The 1,647-nt window shown below is 65.3% G+C and carries 1 protein-coding gene; it reads left to right on the top strand.

Annotation, left to right across the window (positions count from 1 at the left end; translation table 11 throughout):
- Positions 1–625 precede the first annotated feature (625 nt).
- Positions 626–1,459, top strand: a complete 834-nt coding sequence (locus tag ON21_RS30395; RefSeq protein WP_218004164.1) for a hypothetical protein — start codon at positions 626–628, stop codon at positions 1,457–1,459.
- Positions 1,460–1,647: the final 188 nt, after the last annotated feature.

Genomic DNA, 1,647 nt, shown 5'->3' on the forward strand with positions numbered 1-1,647 from the left:
GTCCAGGGGGTAATCCAGGGGCTAATCCACCCCCGCGCAGCTCGGTGAGCTGCGGTGTTCCGTCCCGCCCCGCACCTTCGTCCGCAAGCTCCCCGATTTCCCGACCACCCTCGATCTGCGGAGTACCTGGGTGGTGGGGGAGGGGTTTCGGTCGCCGTGTCAGCCGTGTCAGCGTGCCGTCGACCAAGCGCGCGTGGATGGTTCGGCCGAGCGCGGCGAATGCCGTCAAGGGCAGCCAGGGGTGGGCCCATGGGGTCCAGTGACGAGAAAAGTCGCGCTAAGCAGAGGTGCGGCCCGAATCCTCGTTGGATAGGTGTCCGGTTGTGGGAAGAGGCTGACGAGATCAGCATTTAGCCTGGGGGCTCGGACCGCGGCAGCCTGCGCGTATGGCCGGCCACCGACCGTCTTGCCTTCTAGGAGTTTTTGTATGACCCGCACCACTGCGCCCCGGCCGGTTGAGATAGCGGCCGTGATCCCGGCCCTGGCATCACTGGCTCGGACCGCGACTCGCCTGCATCCTCGCCCCGGTGCCCCCTCGTGCTTCGACAGTTCCGTCGGTGGACCGTTGCTGTGGCCTGCGGGTGAGCCCTGGCCACACTGTCACGACTCGCACTCGGGGGAGGTGATGTCGCTGAAGCAGGCACGGTCGACGCAGCAGGACCAGGACAGCGTCTGCGACGAGGCTGCGCTGAGCGAGGACGACTACCAATGGCAAGACACCCCGGAGGATCGGGCGAGGTTTCAACAGCTGTATGACCCGGATCCGGTGCTTCCCGACGGCCCGGTTGCCATGCTGCCGGTTGCGCAACTGTTTGTCCGCGATGTTCCTGGCCTGCGACCGCCTGGGGGGAAAGATCTGCTGCAGGTGTTGTGGTGCCCATTCGACCACGACGACGAATTCATCCCCAGGACCGTCTTGCATTGGCGGTCCGCGGCCTCGGTCACCGATATTTTGGACGATCCCCCCGAGCCTGCGGTGGTTCAAGACGGTCTCGGGCAGTTCGTCCCCGAACCGTGCACGATCGCACCGGAGCAGGTGATCGAGTACCCGACAATCACGGAACTCGACGAAGATCTGCAAGAACAGCTGAGGCAGTGGGAGGCCGGATACCTCGGCATCGATGTGGAGGACCTCGGTGAGGTCGAGAGTCCCTACCAGTCGGATCTGTCTGTCGCGCCCGGGTGGAAGGTCGGTGGCTGGATCGGATGGTCGCGCTCCGATGCCTACCCTGAGCCGTGCCCGGCCTGCGGGACGCCCACCGAACCGCTGTTGACCATCGCCTCGTGGGAGTGGGACGGGGCACAACACAGCTGGGTCCCCTACGAGGATCGGCCTGCTGACATGGTGGTCGGGGGCAATGGATGCCCGACCAAGATCAACATCGGCGACGCCTGGGACTTGACCATCCGTGCCTGCCCGACATCGCCCGACCACCCCCACGTGCCGTTGACGCAATGAGCCGACGCTGACGGAGGTATCCGCGGATGGCTCGATGCCACCGCAACCCGCGACGCCTGACCCATCTATCGCAAAACCCGCGGCGAGCCGGGTGCAACCACCAGTTGCCCCTCGCGGCACGTGAGTGCCGAGACATCTCTGCAGTCGATCCGAAATTCGAGACCGGTCCAAATCCGCGAAAAGTCACG

Source organism: Nocardia araoensis NBRC 100135, assembly GCF_000308435.1.
Classification (GTDB): Bacteria; Actinomycetota; Actinomycetes; order Mycobacteriales; family Mycobacteriaceae; genus Nocardia; species Nocardia araoensis.